Raw genomic sequence first — 21,209 nt, 5'->3', positions numbered from 1 at the left:
GCCGCATGCACCCGCGCGCCATGGCAAACCGCGCATTGTGACTATCCGTATATCAGGTTTGTCTGATTGACCCTCGATCCGCCGATCCATAGCGTATCGCTCAGTCCCCATTGAGCGCCGCGTGGCTCCCACCGGCGATGTGCGAGTCGATCGGAAGCATGAATAAAAATAACCATCGCCTGATATTCAGCCGTGTACGCGGCATGTTGATTGCCGTCGAGGAGACCGCCAGTGCGTCGGGTGGCGCCGGCCGAGGCGAAGGTGCGCGGCGAGTGTCGCCGGCCTTTGCTCGCTTCGCGTTGCGTCCCGTGACGTTCGCCGTGCTGATCGTGGCCGGTGCGATGCCCACGTGGTCGAACGCGCAGATCGTCGGCGGTGGCGCGCACGCTCCTTCGGTCATCCCCACGCAAAACGGCCTACCCCAGGTCAACATCAACAAGCCCGGCGGCGCGGGCGTCTCCGTCAATACCTATCACCAGTTCGACGTACAAAAACCCGGCGCAATCCTCAATAACTCGCCGACGATCGTCAACACGCAGCAAGCCGGCATGATCAACGGCAACCCGAATTTCGGGCCGAACGATGCCGCTCGGATCATCGTCAATCAGGTCAACAGCAACAACCCGTCCTCGATCCGGGGATTCGTCGAGATCGCTGGCCGCAAAGCCGAACTCATCCTGTCGAATCCTGCCGGTTTGCAGATCGATGGCGGCGGGTTCATCAATACCTCACGCGCCGTTTTGACAACCGGCGTGCCGCAATACGGCGCGGATGGCTCCGTGGCCGGGTTCAACGTGAATCGCGGCCTCGTCACGGTGGCGGGCGCCGGGCTGAATGTCGCGAACATCGATCAGGTCGACCTCATTGCCCGTGCCGTCAAGTTGAATGCTGCGATCTACGCAAGAAAACTGAACGTGATCGCGGGCGCGAATCACGTCGATCACGCCACGCTTGCTGCGGCCCCGACTCACGCCGACGATGCCACGTCTGGCGTGGCGATCGACGTGGCGCTGTTGGGTGGCATGTATGCGAACCGCATTTTCCTGGTCGGCAACGCGAACGGTGTCGGCGTGGCAAGCGCCGGGACGATTGCCGCCGAAGCGGGCGACCTCACGCTGCTGTCGGACGGCCGGCTCGTTCTGACAGGGAAAACCACCGCCAGCGGCAACCTCAGCGCGAACGCGAGCGATATTCAGAACACCGGAACGATGTACGCGCAACAGAACGCGAACCTCGCCGCCAATACCGTCGCGAACAGCGGCACGCTCGCCGCGCAACAGGACCTCGACATCAAGGCGGGAACGTTGGCATCGACCGGCGCGATCGGCGCAGGGGTGAACAGCGACGGTGCCGTCACGCAAGGCGGCAATCTGCACATCGCCACAACGGGCCGGTTGAATGCCACTGGACGAAATCTCGCGGGCGGCAATGCAACGCTCTCGGGCGGCAGCGTTGATCTTGCCGGCGGCCAGGCCGTGGCTCATGGCCGCCTGGAAATGAATGCCCATGCCGGCGATCTCGATGTATCGAACGCAACGACGAGCGCCAGTCGCTCGCTCGCCGCCACCGCGTCGGGCGCGCTGATCAATGACTACGGCAAGCTATCGAGCCAGGGCGGCGCAGCGTTGACGGCAGGCACCCTGTCGAACCAAGGCGGCACGGTGTCGGCACAAGGGCCGTTGTCGGTTCGCACGTCCGGCGCGATGTCGAATCGGGCCGGCACGATGGTGTCGCAGAACACCACCGACGTGGCTGGCGGCGCGATCGACAATCGGCAAGGCATCATCCAGAGCGCCGGCCACATGAAGGTGGTTGGCGCGTCGCTGCAGAATAGCGCCGGGCGCGTCACGTCCCTCAATGGCGATGGCCTGTCCGTCTCGACCAGCGGCCTGCTGACGAACACAACAGGCTCGACCGCGAACGGCGCGCAAGGCGGTGTGATCGGCGGTGATGGCGACGTCACGGTGCAAGCCGGCACCCTCGCCAACCAAGGATCGATCAGCGCTGCTGACGATTTGAACGTCGGCGGGCAGTCCATCGACAACGGTGGTGGGTCACTGACGGCTGGTCGGAACGCATCGATCGATGCCGGTTCGCACCTGGCCAACGTATCCGGCAGCATCGCTGCCGGCGCATCGGCACAGGTTCGCGCGACTGACCTGGACAACCATGCAGGTTCCATTCAGGGCAGCCGGTTGTCGCTGTCGGCAACCGATCTCGCGAACCGCTCCGGCACGATCACACAAACCGGCACGAACCGGGCCGACATCGCCGTGTCCGGCACGCTCGACAATCGTTCGGGCACGGTACAGACCAACAGCGCCGATCTGAGCCTCACGCCGGCCACGCTGATCAACGACCACGGCAAGATCCTGCATGCCGGCAGCGGTACGTTGACCCTCGGCACCGGCGTGTTGTCGAACCAGGGCGGCTCGATCGCGACCAACGGCGCGCTGGCGCTGATCGCCACCGCCGTGTCGAATCAAGCCGGTGCCCTCTCCGCGCAGCGGCAGGCCACGCTCGGCGTTCGGTCGCTCGATAACAGCGCGGGTGGTTACATCGGCGCCGATCACGTCACGATCCAATCTCAAGGCGCAATCAACAACACAAGCGGTGCGATCGAATCGAATCATGCCTTGACGATCGCGGCCGACAGCCTGTCGAACGACGGCGGTGCCGTCGAGGCGCTCGGCACGGATGCGCTGTCCGTGACGACTGCGAATGCCTTGACCAACACCGCAGGCGGCACGATCGGCGGCAACGGCGACGTATCGGTGTCGAGCGGCACGGTCGATAACACGAACGGCTCGTTACTGGCGGCTCGATCGCTGTCCGTGCAATCGAACGGCCGGCTCGCCAATGCGGCCGGCCTGATTCAAGCGAACGACAAGCTCAAGCTTGCGGCGCTCGGCGCCATGCTCAACAACGGCGGGCAAATCGAGGCGAACGGTTCGACGGCCACGCTTGAATTGTCCGGCGCGAGCCTGGATAACAGCGACGGGCGGATTGCCAATATCGGCACCGGCGCAACGCGGATCGACGGCGGCGCCGCGATCACCAACACCTATGCATCCGGCAAGGCCGGTGCAGGCACGATCGGCGGCAATGGCGATGTGACGCTCACCGCGCAAACGCTCACGAATGCGCATGGCGGTCAGACGCTGGCCGGCCACGACCTGACGTTGAATATCGCAAGCAATGCGAACAATGCCGGCGGTGTACTGTCGGCTGCGAACAACCTGACGTTCAACGGCGCAAACGCAGCGCTGTCGAACCGAGACGGATCGATGCGGGCCAACGGCGCACTGTCGTTGACGGCGGCATCGATCGACAACACGTCCGGGAGGATCGGCAACGACGCCGGCAGCGGCGGCAGCGTATTGATCCAGGCCGGTGCGCTGTCGAATCAGGGCGGCGCGATCGGTAGCGATCAAGACTTGACGCTGAACAGCGGCACATTACTCGGCGACGGCGCCCTCATCGCGGGCCGCGACGGTTCGATTACGCTCGCGAACGACTACACGCAGACGGCAACCAACCAGTTGCACGCCAACGGCGACCTGAATTTCACCACATCGGGCGCGCTGACGAACCAAGGCGTGATGGATGCCAACGGCAAACTCACGGTGAACGCGGCGAACGTCGACAACCAGCGCGGCGCGGATTTGAATTCCGCGAACACCACCATCAACGCGCACGGCGGCACGATCGATAACGCCGGCCGCATCGAAGGCGATTCGGTCACGACCCATAGCGCAACGCTGAACAACACCGGCACCGTGATCGGCGCCAACGTCACGGCGAACGCGGCAACCATCACGAACACGGGCGCCGCCGCCGTTTTCGCCGCCGCGAATCAATTGAGCCTGCACGCAACGAATCGGTTGTCGAATACGGAAGGTGCAAACCTGTTCAGCCTCGGCGATATCCATATCGCCGCCAACGACCAGCGCGACGCGAACGGCTTGTTCGCGAACCGCACGCAGAACGTGCTGAACGATCAATCCACGATCGAAGCGCAAGGCAATATCGAACTCGCAGCCGGCACGTTCACCAACAGCCGCCCTGCGCCGACGGTTGCGACCGAAACCACCGCAACGACTACCTCGCACCAGACCAAGCGCCAGAAATACATCGTGTGCGCCACGATGAACGCGGCCCCGAACGGCGGCTGCTCGCAGGCGATGTGGGTGAATGGCTACAAGACGCCGCTCACTTCGAACTATCTTGCTTCGCAGGTCGTATCGGAATCGGCCGGCCCAAATGCGACCGACAAGGTGCTGGTCGTCGACGTCGACGGCAAGCCGCAGACGATTTACTACAACACGCTGACGAAAAACGCGGACGGGTCGGTTACGGTCAACTATTGGGACGCATACGACCCGCACGTCAACTACGCTCCGGACACGGAATACACGACGCGCAGCGACGGCCATCACGGCTATCAGCGCGTTGAAATCTGGCGCGATACCACGTCCACCACTCGGCAGGACAAGGTAACGAGCCAGGCGCAGCAGGCCCAGCTCGTCGCGGGCGGCAGCATCACGATGGCGAACGTCGGCACGATCAATAACGATTACAGCGCGATTGCGGCGGGTCAGGCGATTCGGATCGGTGGCAGTTATGGCGACACCGTCGTGAACAACGTCGGGCGGACGCTGTATCAATATCAGACCGACGACATCGTCTCGATGTACGCATGGAACGAGAACACGACGCGCGATCGCGGCACGATCGTCGAGCCAACCGTTGTGCATACGCCGGTCGCAATCGGTGGAACCGGCGGCACGATCATCGCGAATCAGTCGGTGAAGATCGACGCGCGGGACGTCAACAACCAGAACGTTGCCGCGCACGATTCGTCAACTGGGGCGACAGGCGGCACGCTTGGAAACAATTCGGATAACCAAGGTATTTCGGGAAATCAACCGTCCAAGGTTGGCGCGGCAAGCGGCGCGACGACGGTTCCCGCACTGCAATCGGTTGCGAGCGCAACCGGTGCGTTGTCGATCACATTGCCGACCAGCGGCATGGTGTCGATTCATCCCGCGCCGGAACAACCGTATCTGATCGTCACCGATTCGAGGTTGACGAGCTATACGACATTCATTTCGAGCGACTACCTGCTCGGCCAGTTGAACCTGAACCCTGCGAGCATCGAGAAGCGCCTGGGCGACGGGATATATGAACAGCGGATGGTGCGCGATCAGATCACCCAGCTCACCGGGCGCACCTTCCTGCCAGGCTATACGAGCGCCGAAGACGAATATCGGGCGCTGATGACGAACGGCGCGAACTACGCGAAGTCATTCAGCTTGGTGCCCGGCGTGGCGCTGACCGCCGCGCAGATGGATGCGCTGACGAGCGATATCGTCTGGCTCGTCAATCAGACCGTCACGCTGCCTGATGGCAGCACGACGCATGTGTTGGCCCCGGTTGTGTACATGGCGAAAACGCATGCCAACGATCTTCAACCGACCGGTGCGTTGATCGCAGCCGACGATATCGAGATTCATACGGTTGGCAGTACGACCAATTCGGGCGTGATCAAGGGCGGCACGAAGACGGTACTCACCGCGACCGACATTCTGAATCGCGGCGGCACGATTTCGAGCGATCCCAAGAACGGCACGACGGTCGTATCGGCCAGCAATGACGTTGTGAACGCGTCGGGGATGATCACCGGCAATCGCGTTGCCGTCAGCGCGGGCCGCGATATCGTCAACACGACACTGGTTGATGCGGTGGGTGCGATCGGTGCGTCTGGCGCAAGCAAGGTCAATACGAGCGTGATCGGCCAGCAAGGCACGATCGCGGCGACGGGCGACCTGTCGGTTCAGGCTGGGCGTGATCTCACGCTTCACGGTGCGAATCTGTCGGCAGGCGGTGACGCACTTGTCACAGCGGGGCGCGATATCAACGTCGATACAGTTCAGTCCACGACGAACCAATCGATGCATCTGAACGATCGGCATCATTGGGAAGAATCGAAGACGACGAACGTGACGAGCGGCATCACCGCCGGCGGCAGTTTGGGAATGCAAAGCGGCAACGGTACGACGCTCAAGGGCACGACTGTTTCGGCCGGCAAGGATGTGTCGGTGGTCGCGGGCGGCAACCTGACGGCAACGACGGTGACCGATACCGCCAAGCTCGATAACGTCGCGGCGGACAGCAAGACGCGAAAGGAAGTCGATCACCATTACGACGAACACACCGTGGGTACGCAGTTCACGGCGGGCGGCAACGTGAATCTGGCTGCCGCCAGCGCTGATGCGTCGAAGGGCAACGTGACGCTCACGGGTTCGTCCGTCACAGCCGGCATGACGAACGGTGTCGACAACGGCGCCGGTGCGGCGAACATCGTTGCAACCGGCAACGTCATCATCGACGAAGCCCGCGAGGAACACGATGCGTATCAGTCGGTAAAGGTCGCTCGTGGCAGTTTCGTCAGCAGTACGAAGACCGATTCGATGCACAGCACGCAGGCGAACGTCGGTGTCGGCAGCACGGTGTCGGGCAGCACCGTCAATATTCAATCGGGCCACGATCTGGCCGTGCAAGGCAGCACGGTTGTCGGCACGAACAATGTGAATCTCGCGGCAGCGAACAACGTCACGATCACGACGTCCACGGATACGGTCGAGCAGGACAACAGTTACCACGAAACGCATTCGGGCCTCGGCACCAGCGGCCTGACCGTGAGCATCGGCACGCAGAAGAAAAGCGATACCGATCATGCCTCGTCCGTTACGAACAATGCGAGCACAGTCGGGTCGCTCGACGGCAACCTGACCATCCGGGCGGGCGACACCCTGCACGTGACCGGTAGCGATTTGGTCGCCGGAAAGAATCTGACCGGCAGCGCCGCCAACGTCGTGATCGATTCGGCAACAGATACCTACAACACGACGCATCGAGAAACCACCAGCAGCAGCGGCGTCACGCTCGGCCTGTCGGGGAGCATCGGCGATGCGATCAATGGTGCGTATCAGCAGGCGCAGGCGGCCCGGAGCGGTGCTGGCGATAGCCGTGCAACGGCCCTGCACGCGATCGCGGCGGCCGGCGATGTGGCGATCGGTGTCGCGGGCGTCACGGGGGGCGCGCTTGCCGGTAAGGGAGCACCGAGCATCGGTGTTCAAGTCAGCATTGGATCGAGCCATAGCCGGCTCGATACGTCGGAGAACCAAACAACACAGCGTGGATCGAGCGTTGCATCCGGCGGTGCCACGTCGCTGATTGCGACCGGCGACAACACGCCAGGTAGCGGCAATCTCACTGTGGCCGGGTCGAACGTGTCGGGTCGCGATGTATTGTTGGCCGCGAAAAATCGGATTGACCTGAAAAACACGACGGATACCGATTCGACGCGCAGTTCGAACTCGTCATCGAGCGCGAGCGTCGGCGTGTCGATCGGTTCGAATGGGATCGGGGTGTCGGCAGCGATGTCGCGTGCGCATGGCGATGGCAACAGCGATGCCGTGATGCAGAACAATTCGCATGTAGCGGGTGCGAACGGCGTGACGCTTGTTAGCGGTGGCGATACGAACGTGATCGGCTCGAATGTGAACGGCGGCACAGTCATCGCGAATGTGGGCGGCAACCTGAACGTCCACAGTGTGCAAGACACGACGTACAGCACTGCGCATCAAAGCAGCGTGGGCGGCGGTATCAGCGCCAGCACGATGGGTGGAAGCGCGAGTTTCAGCGCGCAGAACGGCCACGCAGATGGCATCTATGCGGGTGTGAACGAACAGGCCGGGATTCAAGCCGGCAGCGGTGGATTCGATGTCACGATCAAAGGCAACACCGATCTGAAAGGTGCATATATCGGCAGCACGGCCGATGCAGCGAAGAACACGTTGACGACGGGATCGTTGACCTACAGTGATATACAAAACCACTCGCATTACGCGGCCAACAGCAACGGGTTCGGAGCGGGCGTGGGAGTGAGCAGCACCGGCAAGGCGATCGGACCGGGATCGGTCAGCGGCGCGGGCGGTGTGACACCGATGATTTCGCAATCGGACAGCGGCGACGAGGACGCGACGACGCGTAGCGGTGTCGGCGCGGGCACGATCGACATCACGAATTCGGCGCGACAGACACAGGATCTGACGAACCTGAATCGCGATACGTCGGATCTAAACGGAACGGTATCGAAGACGCCAGACGTGCAGCATCTGCTGGATAAGCAAGCCGACGTGATGAATGCGGCGCAGGCTGCGGGGCAAGTGGTCGCGCAAGGCATCGGAGCGTATGCGGACACGAAGCAAAAGGAAGCGCAACGTGTGGCCGATGCTGCCGGGATCGCGGGTGATAAGACCGCGCAAGCGGCCAATCAAGCCGAAGCGGATTCATGGAATGAGGGTGGGACCAACCGACTTTACTTGCACATTGCAGGCGGTGCGCTCATCGGCGGCTTGGGCGGCGGTGGCATCGGCAGTGCGGCACAAGGTGCGGCGGGCGCAGGATTGGCAGCATTGCTAGCCGATCAGACAGCGCAAGCGGCAAAAGAGGCGGCGGTTGCGACGGATTCGACACTGGCCGGGAAGGTGTCGGGCAACTTGCTCATCGGTGCGCTGGGCTGGATGGTCGGTGGAACGACAGGCGCGGCCACGGCTTCGAATGCCAACCTGTACAACCAGTGGAACCACACGGATACTGATGCGCTTGAAGAGGCCAGTGGGCAAGGTCCGTCCCGGAAGAAAACGACGGCGCTTGATCTGGTATTGCAGGGGATCGCCAACGGATTGAATGCGGTTGTTGGCGTGGGCGGTGGAAAACCGCCGACGGCGAGTCCGGGGGCGGTGCTGGTCGGAGAGGCGGCGGGCGGGAAAGTCGTTAAACTCGGTTTTGCGGGGGATGTGCCCGACAACGCGACGCTTGCTAGCGGTGGTAACAATAATCGCCTTCCGATCCCCGAGGCCGTAACCGCAGACAACGGCTTACAAGTCGAATCGAATCCAAAGCATACCCCGGGCATGCCGGGCAATCGCCCCAACGCGGGGACCGAGCCCGGAAATTCGCTTGATCTGTTCAATACCTCGATTTCAGGTGGCGAAAAGACGAGGTACGCCATCGATTCGAATGGCAATATCAATCGATATTATTCAGATGGCAACGGGGTCTATCATTGGACAGGTTCTACTGGCGATACCAGATCACCCGTCGACGTTTCGACCATCCCCATTACTGTTAAACGATCCCTTGGATTTAAAGGAAAGTAAATGCTAGTCGGAAACCCTGATAATTTCGCGATCTGGTGTGACGCCGTCGATTTATGGTCCACTGATCACTTCAAGAACGGGTGCTTTGCCTATTTTGTAGGGGGGGAACTTCTTTGGTCACTAAAGTCAACGATCGCGGTTGACCTGAACTTGTTATCTGGGCTGAACTGCTTGAAGCACAGCGTTGAAGATGTACGACTGTTTAACTTACCCACTTCAAGCGCATACTCAGAACTCGTTGCGCGAGCATTTCCTCCAATGGATTCGGACGCGGCAGATAGCGATTACAGTCATCTGGTTTCGATTGGTAGCTTGCTTGATGACGACAACAATGTCTTTTTGGTGGAGTCCGGAGAACAGGCCAAACTCATATTCGGTCGCCGTAGCGAAATGCCAACCCCGCGCGAAGTCATCCTGACGCGTGGAGAATTTCAATCAGTAGTACACGATTTGATAGCAAAATCAAAGAATCCGTGAAGGAAAGGACTGTCTTAACAATCAAGTGCAACGTTTTTTTCACCGCGAGCGGCTACGTGAATCTGGCTTCAATCTGGCCACAATCTGACGGTACAAGGGAGTACCGTCGTCGGCACGAACGACGTGAATCTCGCGGCGGCGAACAACGTCACGAACAACGCAAGCACAGTCGGGGCGCTCGACGGCAACCTGACGATCAAGGCGGGCGACACCCTGCACGTGACGGGTAGCGATTTGATTGCCGGAAAGAACTTGACCGGCAGCGCCGCCAACGTCGTGATCGATTCCGCGACGGATACCTACAGCACGACGCATCGCGAAACCACCAGCAGCAGCGGCGTCACGCTCGGCCTGTCGGGCAGCATCGGCGATGCGATCAATGGCGCGTATCAGCAGACGCAGGCGGCCAAGAGCGGTGCTGGCGATAGCCGTGCTGACCTGAGACGAATTGTGTAGCCAAACGGCAAGTGAGTTCGCACCTGCAGCCGAATTTAGCAGCCACTCAAGCCACGAGTCGGTAGCCACGAGTCATCAAATTCCAACAAAAAACAGAGAAGCACGAGCAAAACCCGAGACCCGGAAAAAATCGAGCAAGCCGCCGCAACACCCAAGCGGCGGCCCCCGATCAAATCCATCTCAAACCCGCTATGTCGTCGTTCCGCTCCGCGCTTCCCTATCACTCAAGCCAACGTCCGCACCTTCGGCTCGCGATCATAAAACCGCTTCCCCGCCGCACCCACGAACCCCTTCCCGAGATCCGCCAACACACCCGCATCGGGCTGAATCCCCGCGCGATCGAGCAACGGCTGCGCGCCGGCCGTATGCCCGATCGCCTTCAAATGCGCGAACGCATCCAGCACGAACGACAGCGCCGCCGAATCCTGCGCGAGCTTGTGCGCCGCCTCCTCCGTCAACACCAGCGCCACCGCATCGAACAGCACCGACGGCGAACCCGCCAGTTGCCCCTCCGCCGCCAACGTCCCGCCCTTCACCGGCAGCCCGCCCACCTTCGGCGCGATCAGCATCGCCTTTCCGCCGTCCTGCTCGATGGCCTTCACCAGCGCCTCGATCTCGGCCTTGTCCGAACCTTCATCGAACAGCACGCCAACCTTGCGGCCCTTCAACGTATGCTTCGCATTCCCGACGATCGACAAAGCCGGCGACGCCTTCATGTCCACCGGCTCGCGCGCAGGCGGCGCGGCAGGCGGCAACGCCATCGCCAACCCATCGGCCACGCGCTGCGCGAGTGACTCATCGACATTGCGCAGCCGCGACAGCATGCGCGTGCGCACATGTTCGAGCGACACCTTCGACAGCTCGAACACGAACGCCGACGCCGTATGCGCCTGCTCGATCGGCTCCAGCGACCGGAACAGCATGCGCGCCTGGCTGTAGTGATCGGCGAACAGCTCCGAGCGCACACGCAGCTTTTCCGACGGATCATTGCGCTCGTCGTTGGCCTTGAACGTGCTGAAGCCTTCGGCCGGCGCCTCGCGCGGCCCGCCATCCTCGCCGGCATCGGCCAGCGAATTCGGCTCGTAATTGGCGCGCCCTTCCGGCACCTTGGTCTGCATCAGGCCGTCGCGCTGGAAGTTGTGGAACGGGCAGCGCGGCGCGTTAATCGGGATCTGATGAAAATTGGTGGTGCCGAGCCGCGACTTCTGCGTGTCGAGATAGCTGAACAAGCGGCCCTGCAGCAGCGGATCGTTGGTGAAATCGATGCCGGGCACCACGTTCGACGGCAAGAACGCCACCTGTTCCGTCTCCGCGAAGAAGTTCTTCGCGTTGGCGTTCAGCGTGAGCCGGCCGATGGTCTGCAGCGGGATCTCTTCCTCGGGAATCAGCTTGGTGGCGTCGAGCACGTCGTACGGCTGCTTCGCGGCCCAGGCTTCGTCGAACACCTGCACGCCGAGTTCCCATTCGGGGAAGTCGCCGGCGTCGATCGCCTCGAACAAATCGCGGCGATGGTAATCCGGGTCCGCGCCGGCAATCTTCACGGCCTCGTCCCAGCAGGTCGATTGCACGCCGAGCAAGGGCTTCCAGTGGAACTTCACGTACTTGCCCTCGCCCTTCGCGTTGACGAAGCGGAACGTGTGCACGCCGAAGCCCTGCATCATGCGCAGCGAGCGTGGAATCGCGCGGTCCGACATCGCCCACATCAGCATGTGCGTGCTTTCGGGCATCAGGCTCGCGAAATCCCAGAACGTGTCGTGCGCGGACGCGGCCTGCGGATAGCCGCGATCGGCCTCCATCTTCACGCTGTGAATCAGGTCCGGAAACTTGATCGCGTCCTGGATGAAGAACACCGGGATGTTGTTGCCAACCAGATCCCAATTGCCTTCCTGCGTGTAGAACTTCACGGCAAAACCACGCACGTCGCGCGGCGTATCCACCGAGCCCGCGCCGCCGGCCACCGTGGAAAAGCGCACGAACACCGGCACCTCGTCGCCGGCCTTCTGGAACAGGCTCGCGCGCGTCAGTTCGGGGATCGCCTTGGTGCAGGTGAACACGCCGTGCGCGCCACTGCCGCGCGCGTGCACGATGCGCTCGGGAATCCGCTCGTGATCGAAGTGGAAGATCTTCTCGCGCAGCACGAAATCTTCCAGCAGCGCCGGGCCGCGTTCGCCGGCCTTCAGGCTGTTCTGGTTGTCGGAAATGGGCACCGCGAAATTGGTGGTCAGCACCTCGGGATGCGCCTGCTTGCCCTTGGCGCTGCCGCTGCCGGTGTACTGCTGATGCGTTTCGCCGCCGTTGCCGGTTGCGTCGGCAGCCTGGGGCGTTTTCGATTTGGCCATGCGTTTTCTCCACTGCGGGTTGTAGGGCGGGGACGGTTCGGTGCGCAATCGCACACACCGCATTCGCGCGGCGTGGTGGACGAGGTCTGCAAAAACTACAAACCGCGACCGATTGGCAACGAGGTCGCGACACGGCGCAACGCCGGGCAGGCGGCCTGGCCGCGTGCGGCGCGCGCGGAACGTGTCGTCGTGGGAAGGTTGCGCAATATGCGGACCCGCCCGCAGGGAGGGAGAAATAAAGGGGAAACGGGGCGGCGCGCAGTGGGGTCCGTCACTCGCCCGGTCAAGCGTCAGCGGGCCAGATGCGCGTCGACGAGCGGCGCGAGCGCGGCCGCATGCACCTTGGCGAGATCGTGCCCGCCACCGGCCACCACGTGCAGTCGTGCGTCGGGCAGCGCGTCGCGCAGGCGCTCGCCCACCGCGACGGGGCTGATCGGGTCGGCATCGCCCCAGATCAGCAACGCCGGCTGGCGGATCTCGTGCAGACGTGCGCTGTAGTCCTCACGATTCGACAGGAACCAACCGGGCAAGTGCGGATGGCTCGCGGCGAAGCCGGTGCGCCAATCCTGCGCGCCCGCGTCGGCCATGTTCACGCCGCCCGAGGTCACGCTCAACACCAGGTGCGTGATCAGTTCGGGCCGTTCGAGCGCGGCGCGCACCGCGAGCAGGCCACCCATCGATTGCGCGATCAGGGCCGTGGGGCGATCGATGCGGGCCAGCAGGCGCGCAAGCAGATCGTCGATGCCGCCGATCGACGGGTCGGCCGGCTCGCCGCCGAAGCCCGGATACGCGACGATCTCGCGCTCGGCCGGATGCGCGAGGCGCTCGGCCAGCGGACGCCAGAAGCCGATGTCGCCCGACGCGCCGGGCAGGAACATCAAGGTGGAAGGGATGGCCATGGGTGTGCTCTCTACTCTCTATTGGAATCGTGATGGCGGACGCGATGCGCGACGCTCGGCCGACGACGCGATGGCCGCGGCTGCGCGGGTATCATCTGGCTTTACCCGCCGCCGCCATGCTCACGCTCAAGCTGACGCTCGTCCCGCTGTTCCTGCTGGTCGTCTCGATGTCGGGCGCATGGTGGGGGCCATCGATCGCGGGCTGGCTGGCGGGGCTGCCCGTGGTGGCCGGCCCGATCCTGTTCCTGCTGGTCCTCGAACACGGCCCCGCGTTCGGCGCGCACGCCGCGCTGCTCGCGCTGGCCGCCATTCTCGCATCCGAAGCCTTCAATTTCGCCTACGCGTGGACCTGCCGCGCGCGCGGCTGGCCCCTCCCGCTCGCCGCCGGGCTGGCCGCCTGGGCACTGGCCGCCACCGCGCTCGCGCACCTGCCCGCGCCGCTGGCCGCGTCGCCGTGGACCGCCGTGATCGCGGCGCTCGGCGCGGTGGCCTTCGGGCGCGCGTTCCTGCCGCGCAGCTCGGCCGGCGCGGCGAGCCTGCCGCTCGCGCGCCGCGACCTCGCCGCGCGGATGGCGGCGGGCGCGTTGCTCACGCTGGCCGTCACCGCCGTGTCGGGCCGCGCCGGCCCTGCCTGGAGCGGCGTGCTGGCCGTGTTTCCGCTGCTCGGCAGCGTGCTGGCGGTGTCGTCGCATCGCGCGCACGGCGCCGCGTTCGCGATCGCGCTGCTGCGCGGCATGGTGCTCGGGCGCTTCTCGTTCGTTGCGTTCTGCCTGGTGCTGGCGTTCGCGCTGCGCCATGCGACGGCGGAGACGGCGTGGCTCGGCTTCGTGGCGGCGTCGGCGGTGGCGATGGGCGTGCAGTGGGCGACGCGGCGGATGGCGCGGGCGCAAGGCGTGGCCGGCAAGGTTTCAGCCACTCGGGCCGCTGAAGCGGTTGAAGCCGCCGCCGCGCAAGACGCCGGCTGACCGCCGCTTTTCACCGCGCGGCACAAGCATCGCGCGGCTCCGCGCATAAGCAAACCGCAAATCGATGGTTTCAAGCGGGCAGCGAAGCCGATTAGATTGCAGCGAACCCGGCCGGCGCGACGCCGGCTTGTCAGACACCCGCGCAACCCGCCCAATCGGCTTCCGATCCATGTCCCAAGACCGCACCACCGCGCTGCCGCCCGATCTCGTCACGGGCGCGGCATGGGGCGAACCGCCCCGCGACACCTATCCCGGCCTGGTCGCGCCGTTCCGTCCGCTGTTCGCGCGCATCCGCGCCCAGGCCGTCGAGCGCGAGATCGCGCGCGCGTTGCCGTTCGACGCGATCGACTGGCTGCGCGACGCCGGCTTCACGGCCGTGCGCGTGCCGCGCGACTACGGCGGCCTCGGCCTCGATCTGCCCGCCTTCTTCGAACTCCTGATCGAATTGTCCGAGGCCGATTCGAACCTGACGCAGGCGCTGCGCGCGCATTTCGGCTTCGTCGAGCACGCGCTCGGCAGCCCCGCCGCGCGCCGCGACACCTGGCTCGCGCGACTCGCGAAAGGCGACATCGTGGGCGGCGCGTGGTCCGAAACCGGCGATGCGAAGCAGGCGCAATTCGCCACGCGCCTGACGCGCGGTGCGCAAGGCTGGCGGCTGAACGGCACCAAGTTCTACACCACCGGCTCGCTGTACGCGGACTGGATTCACGTCGGTGCGACCGACGCCGAGGATGCCTACGTCAGCGTCACGATCGACCGGCGCGCGAGCGGCGTGGAGGTGATCGACGATTGGGACGGCATGGGCCAGCGGCTCACCGCGAGCGGCACGAGCCACTTCCACGACGTGCCGGTGGACGAGCGCGAGATCGTCACCAGCGCGCCGTTCGACTATTCCGAAGCGTTCTACCAGCTCGTGCATCTGGCGACGCTGGCCGGCGTCGCGCGCGCGGCCGTCAACGACGCCGCCGCGCAGGTGGCCGCGCGCCGCCGCAGCTACAGCCACGCGCCGGCCGCGCGCCCTGCGGACGATGCTCAAGTGCTGCAAGTCCTCGGCCGCGCGCGTTCGAAGGCTTGGGCGGCGGGCGCGGCGGTGGCGCTGTCGGCGCGCGCGCTCGAACGCGCCACGCAGGCGGTTGGTCGCGACGACGCGCAGACAGCGATCGCCGAGGCCGAACTCGAAATCTGGCAGGCGCAGACGGTGGTGATCGAGCTGGCGCTCGACGCAACCGGCAGCGTGTTCGACGCGCTCGGCGCCTCGGCCACGCTGCGCAGCAACGGCCTCGACCGCTACTGGCGCAACGCGCGCACGCTGGCCTCGCATAACCCGCGCATCTATCGCGAGCGGATCGTTGGGGATTTTGCTGTCAACGGCAGGCTGCCGCAGGGGCAATGGCGGATCGGGATTGCTTGATGGTGGTGAACGGATGACAGAGTTGACGGGGCTGGCATCCCCAACAATTCCTGCTATTATGCGAAACAGCTACATTTCGTATATATAGGGCACCATGGGAATCATCAAGATATCGGAGTCGATGCACGACTCGCTGCGCCGCACGAGCGGCGCCCTCAGCCGCTCGATCAACGCGCAGGCCGAGCACTGGCTGCGCGTGGGCATGCTGGCCGAGCTCAATCCGACGCTGGCCTACGGCGAAATCTGCCAGATGTTGCTGCGCGCCGAAGCGCAGCAGGCGGAGGACGACGCCCCGCTGCCGCAGGTGGCATGATGGCGCGCGCTCCTCAAATCCCGCTCCGCTCGCAGGCGGAAATCGAGCAATCGCGCGTGGCCGGCCAACTGGCCGCCGACCTGTTGCGCATGATCGGCGAGTACGTGAAGCCCGGCGTCACCACCGACGAACTCGACACGATCTGCCGCGAATACATCGTCGACGTGCAAAAGGCCATCCCGGCCAACATCGGCTATCACGGCTTTCCGAAGACGATCTGCGCGTCGGTCAATCACGTGGTGTGCCACGGCATTCCGTCGGCGCACAAGCTCGAAGACGGCGACATCATCAACATCGACGTGGCCGTGATCAAGGACGGCTGGTTCGGCGACACGAGCCGCATGTACTTCGTCGGCGAGCCGGACCCGGTAGCCAAGCGCCTCGTGGATACCACCTACGACGCGATGCGCGCCGGCATCCTGGCCGTGAAGCCGGGCGCGACGCTCGGCGACGTGGGCTACGCGATCCAGAGCGTCGCGCATGCGGCCGGCTTCAGCGTCGTGCGCGAATACTGCGGGCATGGCATCGGCACCGTCTACCACGACGAGCCGCAGGTGCTGCACTACGGCCGGCCCGGCGTCGGCACGCGGCTGGTGCCCGGCATGATCTTCACGATCGAGCCGATGCTCAACGCGGGCAAGGCGGAAACCAAGCAACTGGCCGACGGCTGGACCGTGGTGACGCGCGACCGTTCGCTGTCGGCGCAGTGGGAGCACATGGTGGCCGTGACCGCCGATGGCTTCGATGTCCTGACGACCTGGCCCGAAGGCACGGGGCGTTATGCGCCGCTCGGTGCGCCGTCGGCTTCGGCTTCGGCGGCCTGATGCGCGTTCGCTGAAGGCATCGCTTCGGTCTGCGAAGCGGTTATCCCTGCGGGTTGTCACGCGCCGCGCGTCCTTCGGGATGCGCGGCGCGTTTCGTTTGCGCGCCTTGCCGGCTGCGGTTTCAGGCTGCCTCGGTGTCGCCGAGCCAGCGATACATCACGTGGCAATCGACCAGGCCGAGCGTGCGGTGGCGATAAGCGCGCGGCAACGTGCCGACGATCTCGAAGCCCATCTTCTGCCACAGCGCCACGGCCACCGTGTTGGTGGCCACCACCGAATTGAACTGCATCGCCAGGAAGCCCGCGTCGCGCGCCACCTGCAGCGAGTGCTCGCACATGCGCTGCGCCACGCCCTTGCCACGCGCGGCCGGCGCGACCATGTAGCCGCAGTTGCAGACGTGCCGGCCCGGGCCCACCGCGTTCGGCTTCAGGTAATACGAGCCGAGCAACTCCCCGTCCTCCTCCGCGACGAACGTGTGCAGCGGCAGGTCGATCCACAGCGCGCGCGCCGCTTCCTGCGTGATAGCCGGATCGAAGGCGTAGGTTTCCTGCGCCTCGACGATCGCCTGGAACGTCGGCCAGAAGCGGTCGAAATCGTCGGGGGTGAGGGGGCGGATCGTGATCATCGTCGGTGGGCCGGGGCTTGAGAAGAGGTCACGATTTTATCTGGATGCGCGGCGCCTATTCCTCGGCACGCTTCGCCGTATCGCGCAGCATCGACACCGCGACCAGCGACAGCACCACGCACACGGCCACATACGCCGCGGGCGCGAGCTTGTTGCCGGTCACGCGCACCAGCCACGTGGCGACCAGTTGCGCGGTGCCGCCGAAGATCGTGACGGCCAGCGCATAGGCGATCGAGATGCCGGTAGCGCGAATCCGGCGCGGGAATGATTCGCACATCAACGCGAACTCCGAAGCCGAGCCCATCGAGAAGCACAGCAACAGCAGCGCCGTGATCGGCATCACCACCGGCAAGGTCGGGAAGCGGTTCATCAGCATGAAGGCGGGGAACAACAACAGCACCAGCGCGCCGCGCCCGATGAAGATCGGCAGCTTGCGGCTGCCGATCCTGTCGGACAACCAACCAAATACCGGGCACATCACGAGGATCACGCAACTCGACGCCACGCCGACGAACATCGACAGCTTCATCGGCAGCCCAAGCGTATGGATCGCGTAGGTCGGCATGTAGAACGTCAGGATGTAGGTGGAAACCGTGCCACCCATCACCGTCAGCGTGATCAGCAGCACCGTGCGCGCGTGCTGCGTGAACAGCTCGCGCAGCACGCCGCGGTCGATCGCATGCGAGGAGCCGGCCGGTTCCTCGGCGAGGCGGCGGCGCAGCAGCATGCCGACCGGCGCGATCGCCAGGCCCACCACGAACGGCACGCGCCAACCCCAGCTTTCCAGCGCGCCCTTGCTCAATGCATTCGACAGCAGCGCCGCGAGGCCCGAGCCCATCAGCGCCGCGCCGCCCTGGGTGGCCAGTTGCCAACTGGCGCGAAAACCGCGCCGCGAGGCGTCGCCCTGCTCCAGCAGCGTGGTGGTGGCCGCGCCGAATTCGCCGCCCTGCGAGAAGCCTTGCAGCAGCCGCGCGAACACGATCAGCAACGGCGCGCCTACGCCGATCTGCGCGTAGGTGGGCGCGATCGCGATCAGGCCGGTGCCGGCCGCCATCAGCATGATCGTCAGGTTCAGCGCGGCCTTGCGCCCGCGCCGGTCGGCATAAACGCCCAGCACCACGCTGCCGAGCGGGCGCGTGAAGAAGCCCGCCGCGAAGGTCGCCACCGACAGCAGCAGCGAGGTGGTCGCGTCGCCGGCCGGAAAATACAGCTTGCCGATCAGGACAGCGAAGAATCCGTACACCGTGAAATCGAAGAATTCGAGCCAGTTGCCGATCACGGCCGCCACCACCGCACCGCGCGGCGACAGGCGGCCCGGCGCGGCGGCCGGGGGTTCTTCGAGGGGCAAAGCGAGCCGTTCGTCGTGCATGGGAATGTTCCTGATTGGGGCCGGCAAACCAGCGCTCACGCTGCCAGATAACGCTCGACCAGCCGCGTCCAGTAGGCCGCGCCGATCGGCAGGTTGTGATCGTTGAAGTCGTAGTGCGGGTTGTGGACCATGCAGCCGTCCTCGCCCACGCCGTTGCCGAGCCGCACGAACGAACCGGGGCGCTGTTGCAGCATGTAGGCGAAATCCTCGCTGCCCATCAATTGGCCGGTCTGCTCCACCACGTGGTCGTCGCCCACCAGCTCCTTCGCCACCTGCGCGGCGAAATCCGTTTCGGCATCCGAATTGACCACGACCGGATAGCCCTCGATGTAATCGACACGTGCCGTCGCGCCATAGCTGGCGGCCTGCCCTTGCGCGATCTCGGTGATGCGTTGCTTCAGTTGCGCCCGCACCGTTTCGCTGAACGAACGCACGCTCAGTTCGAGCCGCGCGTGCTGCGGAATCACGTTGCTGGCGGTGCCCGCGTGCATCGCGCCGATCGTGACCACGGCCGACTGCGACGGGTCCACGTTGCGCGCGACGATGGTCTGCAGCGCCATCACGATGCTGGCCGTGACCACCACCGTATCCACCGTCAGATGCGGGCGCGCCGCATGGCCGCCCACGCCCTCGATCTCGATCACGACGCGGTCGCCCGCCGCCATGAACGCGCCGCGCCGCATCAGGAACTGGCCCGGCTCCGCGCCCGGATGGTTGTGCATGCCGAACACGGCGTCGCACGGAAAGCGCTCGAACAGGCCGTCGGCGATCATGCGCTGCGCGCCGCTGTCCACGCCCTTTTCCTCGGCCGGCTGGAAATACAGGTGCACCGTGCCCGAGAAGTTGCGGGTGCGCGCAAGCTGGCGCGCCGCGCCGAGCAGCATGGTGGTGTGGCCGTCGTGGCCGCACGCGTGCATCTTGCCGTGCGTCTCGCTCGCATAAGGCAGGCCGGTGGCCTCGAGGATCGGCAGCGCATCCATGTCGGCGCGGATGCCGATGCGGCGCGTGCCCTCGCCCACCGTCAGCGTGCCGACCACGCCGGTTTCGCCCACGCCGCGCGTGACCTGCCAGCCCCAGCTTTCGAGCTTGTCGGCCACCAGCGCGGCCGTCGCCACTTCCTCGAAGGCCAGTTCGGGATGGCGGTGGATGTGATGGCGAATCGCGAGCAGGTCGGGGACGTCGTCGGCGAGGTCGGAGATTTCGGTGTAACGGTTCGCGGTGGGGGTGCTCATCGAGGCGGCTCCAGGGCGCCGCGCCGCCGAAGCGGCCTGCGCGGCAGGTGGGGGGATCTGGCGCGCACTATAGCCAGCCAAATCGCGCCGGATAAGATGCGGGAATTTTCACCGTGATAAACGGGGTTTATCACCGGGTTCGGATTCGCGGTGGGCCGCGACGCCGCCGGAAAAAAATTCCTCCCGCCGACATAATCGAGGCCAATTCAAAGGAAAATATTCCGAATCGGGTTATCGGAGATATAAGCCGATATTAAACGGCCGCGCGATTTGATAATGAAACGTGCGTACCGAATTTCATATCCGCAACATGAAATCGATTACTTGAATTTCACCGGCCTCGAATAAGACAAACACGGTCAAATCACCGCGACAGCCTTGCAAGGAGTTGGTAGGATTGCGCCCAAGCAACGCGTCGGGCTTGGTCTTTCTGATCGCTTAGGGGGCAAGCTGGTGAGGTCGTGGGGCCCAGGGAGGGAATGGCGAAGGCCATAGTCGTTCCCTCTCGCTTCGAATTTCATTTCATCTTCAGCGTGGCATGCCGCTTGGCGCTGCGATATTCCCCGCCCTTTCCGCCGTATGAATTTCATGCGGCCGCTTCAAGCGAAATAATCTCGAAGGCCCGCCGGCCCCAAAAAGGCAGGCCGCCGCGCATTAGGCGTAAACGTCTCTAAAATTGTCGTTTATGACCGTACCCTTCGGCATCGCCGCTCCCTACACTGGACTCCATCGCAAGTCGCGATCACCGCTCAACCAACGAACCGGAGTCCTCAATGAAAGTCCTCGCCATCGCCACCATCATCAAGCCGGTCACGCCCGAGCAACGCGCCGAGATCATGCCGCGCGAAGTGCCCGCCACGCTGAAGCTCTATCTGGACAGCAAGATCGAACAGTTCTGGGCTCGCCAGGACAAGCCGGGCGTGGTGTTCCTGCTGGACGCAGAATCGGTGGACGCCGCGCGCGCCACCATTGATTCGCTGCCGCTCGTCGCAGACGGCTACGCGCAGTACGACTTCATTCCGCTCGGCCCGCTCGCGCCGCTCGGCATGCTGATCCAGGGTCAGTAAGT

General features: G+C 64.4%; 12 protein-coding genes and 1 pseudogene. 8 read left to right on the top strand and 5 right to left on the bottom strand.

Annotation, left to right across the window (positions count from 1 at the left end; genetic code table 11):
* Positions 1-158: 158 nt before the first annotated feature.
* The 3 genes and pseudogenes from AB4851_RS06515 to AB4851_RS06505 all read left to right on the top strand — a co-directional run.
* On the top strand, positions 159-9,230 hold the full coding sequence (locus AB4851_RS06515; protein WP_414448931.1) for a hemagglutinin repeat-containing protein: 9,072 nt from the start codon (positions 159-161) through the stop codon (positions 9,228-9,230).
* Positions 9,231-9,707, top strand: coding sequence for an immunity 42 family protein (locus AB4851_RS06510; protein WP_414448930.1), 477 nt, complete (start codon positions 9,231-9,233; stop codon positions 9,705-9,707). It begins immediately after the preceding gene.
* A 72-nt stretch (positions 9,708-9,779) separates the two neighbouring features.
* A pseudogene (locus AB4851_RS06505) lies at positions 9,780-10,136 on the top strand (hemagglutinin repeat-containing protein); the annotation flags it as partial.
* A 251-nt stretch (positions 10,137-10,387) separates the two neighbouring features.
* On the opposite strand, the gene AB4851_RS06500 reads toward AB4851_RS06505, so the two are convergent.
* Complete coding sequence (locus AB4851_RS06500; protein ID WP_414448929.1) at positions 10,388-12,502, bottom strand: catalase; 2,115 nt, start codon at positions 12,500-12,502, stop codon at positions 10,388-10,390.
* A 290-nt stretch (positions 12,503-12,792) separates the two neighbouring features.
* The gene (locus AB4851_RS06495; protein ID WP_414448928.1) at positions 12,793-13,401 is read right to left on the bottom strand and encodes an alpha/beta fold hydrolase; all 609 of its coding nucleotides are present in this window, start codon (positions 13,399-13,401) and stop codon (positions 12,793-12,795) included.
* A gap of 116 nt (positions 13,402-13,517) precedes the next feature.
* On the opposite strand from AB4851_RS06495, the gene AB4851_RS06490 reads away from it, so the two are divergent.
* The 4 genes from AB4851_RS06490 to map all read left to right on the top strand — a co-directional run bounded on the left by AB4851_RS06490 (position 13,518) and on the right by map (position 16,914).
* Positions 13,518-14,366, top strand: a complete 849-nt coding sequence (locus AB4851_RS06490) for a hypothetical protein (protein ID WP_414448927.1) — start codon at positions 13,518-13,520, stop codon at positions 14,364-14,366.
* A gap of 169 nt (positions 14,367-14,535) precedes the next feature.
* Positions 14,536-15,777: an acyl-CoA dehydrogenase family protein gene (locus AB4851_RS06485; RefSeq protein WP_414448926.1), complete on the top strand. Its 1,242-nt coding sequence runs from the start codon at positions 14,536-14,538 to the stop codon at positions 15,775-15,777.
* 94 nt (positions 15,778-15,871) lie between these two features.
* Positions 15,872-16,090, top strand: coding sequence for a ParD-like family protein (locus AB4851_RS06480; RefSeq protein WP_414440350.1), 219 nt, complete (start codon positions 15,872-15,874; stop codon positions 16,088-16,090).
* A complete protein-coding gene (gene map / locus AB4851_RS06475; protein ID WP_414448925.1) occupies positions 16,087-16,914 on the top strand; it encodes a type I methionyl aminopeptidase in 828 nt (275 codons plus the stop codon). The genes AB4851_RS06480 and map overlap by 4 nt, the downstream gene beginning before the upstream one ends.
* A gap of 121 nt (positions 16,915-17,035) precedes the next feature.
* Here map and AB4851_RS06470 read toward each other — a convergent pair whose 3' ends face one another.
* The 3 genes from AB4851_RS06470 to AB4851_RS06460 are packed head-to-tail and all read right to left on the bottom strand — an operon-like array spanning position 17,036 to position 20,140.
* Positions 17,036-17,539, bottom strand: a complete 504-nt coding sequence (locus AB4851_RS06470; protein WP_414448924.1) for an N-acetyltransferase family protein — start codon at positions 17,537-17,539, stop codon at positions 17,036-17,038.
* Between the two features lie 55 nt (positions 17,540-17,594).
* Positions 17,595-18,908, bottom strand: coding sequence for an MFS transporter (locus AB4851_RS06465; protein WP_414448923.1), 1,314 nt, complete (start codon positions 18,906-18,908; stop codon positions 17,595-17,597).
* A 35-nt stretch (positions 18,909-18,943) separates the two neighbouring features.
* The gene (locus AB4851_RS06460; RefSeq protein ID WP_414448922.1) at positions 18,944-20,140 is read right to left on the bottom strand and encodes a M20 aminoacylase family protein; all 1,197 of its coding nucleotides are present in this window, start codon (positions 20,138-20,140) and stop codon (positions 18,944-18,946) included.
* A gap of 773 nt (positions 20,141-20,913) precedes the next feature.
* Here AB4851_RS06460 and AB4851_RS06455 point away from each other — a divergent pair.
* On the top strand, positions 20,914-21,207 hold the full coding sequence (locus AB4851_RS06455; protein WP_414440355.1) for a hypothetical protein: 294 nt from the start codon (positions 20,914-20,916) through the stop codon (positions 21,205-21,207).
* Positions 21,208-21,209: the final 2 nt, after the last annotated feature.

The organism is Burkholderia sp. 22PA0099 (assembly GCF_047497165.1).
Classification (GTDB): domain Bacteria; phylum Pseudomonadota; class Gammaproteobacteria; order Burkholderiales; family Burkholderiaceae; genus Burkholderia.
Note: the sequence above shows the minus strand (reverse complement) of the source record. Positions and strands in the feature narration are given on the sequence as shown.

Bases quoted from the DNA above. Each gene is read 5' to 3' on its own strand.
- AB4851_RS06485 (WP_414448926.1), top strand. From the start codon at position 14,536: ATGTCCCAAGACCGCACCACCGCGCTGCCGCCCGATCTCGTCACGGGC.
- AB4851_RS06500 (WP_414448929.1), bottom strand. From the start codon at position 12,502: ATGGCCAAATCGAAAACGCCCCAGGCTGCCGACGCAACCGGCAACGGC.
- AB4851_RS06470 (WP_414448924.1), bottom strand. From the start codon at position 17,539: ATGATCACGATCCGCCCCCTCACCCCCGACGATTTCGACCGCTTCTGG.
- AB4851_RS06490 (WP_414448927.1), top strand. From the start codon at position 13,518: ATGCTCACGCTCAAGCTGACGCTCGTCCCGCTGTTCCTGCTGGTCGTC.
- AB4851_RS06510 (WP_414448930.1), top strand. From the start codon at position 9,231: ATGCTAGTCGGAAACCCTGATAATTTCGCGATCTGGTGTGACGCCGTC.
- AB4851_RS06460 (WP_414448922.1), bottom strand. From the start codon at position 20,140: ATGAGCACCCCCACCGCGAACCGTTACACCGAAATCTCCGACCTCGCC.
- AB4851_RS06465 (WP_414448923.1), bottom strand. From the start codon at position 18,908: ATGCACGACGAACGGCTCGCTTTGCCCCTCGAAGAACCCCCGGCCGCC.
- AB4851_RS06495 (WP_414448928.1), bottom strand. From the start codon at position 13,401: ATGGCCATCCCTTCCACCTTGATGTTCCTGCCCGGCGCGTCGGGCGAC.
- AB4851_RS06455 (WP_414440355.1), top strand. From the start codon at position 20,914: ATGAAAGTCCTCGCCATCGCCACCATCATCAAGCCGGTCACGCCCGAG.
- map (WP_414448925.1), top strand. From the start codon at position 16,087: ATGATGGCGCGCGCTCCTCAAATCCCGCTCCGCTCGCAGGCGGAAATC.
- AB4851_RS06515 (WP_414448931.1), top strand. From the start codon at position 159: ATGAATAAAAATAACCATCGCCTGATATTCAGCCGTGTACGCGGCATG.
- AB4851_RS06480 (WP_414440350.1), top strand. From the start codon at position 15,872: ATGGGAATCATCAAGATATCGGAGTCGATGCACGACTCGCTGCGCCGC.